This window comes from Lepagella muris (genome assembly GCF_004793975.1).
GTDB lineage: Bacteria > Bacteroidota > Bacteroidia > Bacteroidales > Muribaculaceae > Lepagella > Lepagella muris.
Genome location: NZ_SRYB01000067.1, coordinates 1 through 2506 on the forward strand (window position 1 = coordinate 1; position 2506 = coordinate 2506).

A 2506-nucleotide genomic window follows, 5' to 3' on the forward strand; every position below is an offset into this window, starting at 1 on the left:
ATTGCATTGATCAATTAAACTATCGGCGCGTGAACGATTATATAATATAATTGATGGACTATCTTAGGATACCTGAAGAATTGAGTTGCTGTTCGCGAAGTTCATTTTCCCGGTTAGTCTTCCTTCCGAAGTCAATCGAATATGTGGCGGTTAGAGCGATATTGGCATGTCGGTCTGTTCCATAGTAGGTTGTGCGGTCGGAATAACATTCATAATCCGAGACAGACTCAAAGGTCTTCCAATCCCATCGGAATATATTGCGCAGGGAAAGATTCAGATTCCACGCACCTTTTGCCCATCCGGCAGATATGGCGTAATAGTCTCGGCTTTTGATTATGGCGGGTGTGCTGCTGCCGTCATAGTATCGCTTCGGGGCATCATAGGATGCGGAGAAATTAAAATCCCCAAGGTAATAGAATGCCTGTAAGGAAAGTTTCGTATAACTGATATTATGATAGTACGGTTTTCTGTTCTGGTAGAAAATTTGTGTGATATTTCCTCTTAGCATCAGTCTGTTGTCAATAAGACGTAGTGTGCATACCGCCCCGACATTCTCAAATGCATACAATCCCATTGGTTGCCCTATTGTCCGGAGTATTCCGGTATTATCTTGCATAGGTTCGTAGATATAGCAGTAGCGGTCAGTAATTGCACACAGACCGGAGAATACAGCCACGTTTAGTCTGTTGGAAGGAAGAAGCATGTAGGTCACGCCGAGATCATAGCTTTTGTATGCCTTAAGTCTCGGATTCCCGGTATGCCACATAAATGGCGACACCTGCATCTGTATCTCGCTCTTCAAGTTCTGCGATGGTTCCCATTGAGCATGGTGGAATGTCAGGCTTATGGAGTTTCTTGCGTTGATTGAATATTTCAAGAAGAGATCCATGTATGGTTCTGACGTAAGACTTCTCTTGGAGTTGAGGGAGGATCTGATCCATCTCCATCCAAATGCGGCGTATCCGTACAGGTTTCCGAGAGTGGTGCTTCCGTTCACTCCGACCATACCCATTGTAATGTCGGAACGTTCCAGAACCGATACACTTCCGGAATAAGATGTATGGCTGTGGGCGTGATGCAGCCTCCCTTGCATGTTGAGGCGTGTGTTGCTGCCGGCATTGTATGACGCCAGTATGGTCGCATCAAATGTCTGCGTCCTGTCAGACGCATTGTTTATTATTTTGTTGAAGTTTTCTTCAAGATAAGAACTATGGTCTTTGGTCATGGAATATGTGTAGTCAATGTCTGATGACAGGGAGAACCTATCCGATAAGTTGAAATAGTACTCCCCTAAAAAGTTAAGGAATTTATTTTTCTCATTTTCCAATGAGTGATATACCGACGTGGGTATTCCGATACCATCGTATGTCACGGTACCGTTGAAATCATTGTGCGGTATATTCTCCAGTCCGAAGCCAATCCTGTTGTCTGCCGTAATTTTATCTGAATTATATAGGGCACGTGCATTTGCCTGATGATATTGCTGACGGTATTTTGCCTTTGAGAATGAAGTGTGACGGGTAAATGTCTGCTCCGGGAATTTGAATAGTTCAACCCTCTCATTCCCTGTATGTCCATTAGATTCATACCGGGAAAGTCCCATCACATCGTATGTCATGCGCTTGTAGCGCATCCTTGCCATGCCTTGTATGTTCCCCTTTCCTATAAGAAAATCCTCTCCGGCATTCAGCTTCACGTAACCTCCGTAATTATACCGGCGCATTATGAAGTTCAGCACACGCGTGTTGTTAAGAAAACGTGGGTCGGAAGGATGGTCATAATAATCCACCCGTCTGACATCCGCAGTCAGCATGTTTGACAGGTCGTCCTTATTGGCAGGAATGTAGTCTATGAATATTGCGACATCTCCTCCACCTACAGCTTGTATTGTCTTGGTGACAGGGTCAATCTCAATCTGAGGCACACCCATGCGGTTGAGCAGGTCAATCCCGTTCTGTGAGGATTTCAGGGCGTTCCTGTCAGGTATGTATGAAGTTCTTCGCAGGGAGTCAGTCTGCTGGTGGGGAGTGACGGTCACCTCCTCCAATGACTTTACTGGGATTGTGTCCGCAATTGGAGAAGAGTTTAGTAGATTGGAGGCGTTCAGATGCTGACAAGATATCAACAGGATGAACATAATTAGGAATTCGGTAAGGTTCATCTTATGGGTTGGATATTATGTTAAGTGAGTCTGATGTCATAATATTATGGCACCAATTGTAATATAAAGACACATAAAACATAAGAATCATTACCTCACACCCCTAAATTTATAAAATGACTTTATAATGCAATTCTAAAGTCACGTTGATACAGAAGAACATGAGAACAGAAGGAACAAAAGTTTATTGGCTGCGCATGGCGGATTATCCGCTGCAAAAATAAAAACTCCGTGGTCTTTGCGGTCTCCGTGGTGGATTCAACCGCAGAGACCGCAGAGACCGCAGAGAGCACGGGGAGCGCGGAGTTATTGGGTTATGATGAAATGCCTGAGTATGGATTCTCC

1 protein-coding gene is annotated in these 2506 nt (G+C 44.4%); it reads right to left on the reverse strand.

Features of this window, described 5'->3' with window-relative positions:
* Positions 1 to 58 precede the first annotated feature (58 nt).
* Positions 59 to 2161 (reverse strand): porin family protein, encoded by a 2103-nt coding sequence (locus E5331_RS19985; protein ID WP_135986414.1) that lies wholly within the window; start codon positions 2159 to 2161, stop codon positions 59 to 61.
* Positions 2162 to 2506: the final 345 nt, after the last annotated feature.

Excerpts from the sequence above, each read along its gene's own strand:
- E5331_RS19985 (WP_135986414.1), bottom strand. The coding sequence starts at position 2,161 with ATGAACCTTACCGAATTCCTAATTATGTTCATCCTGTTGATATCTTGT.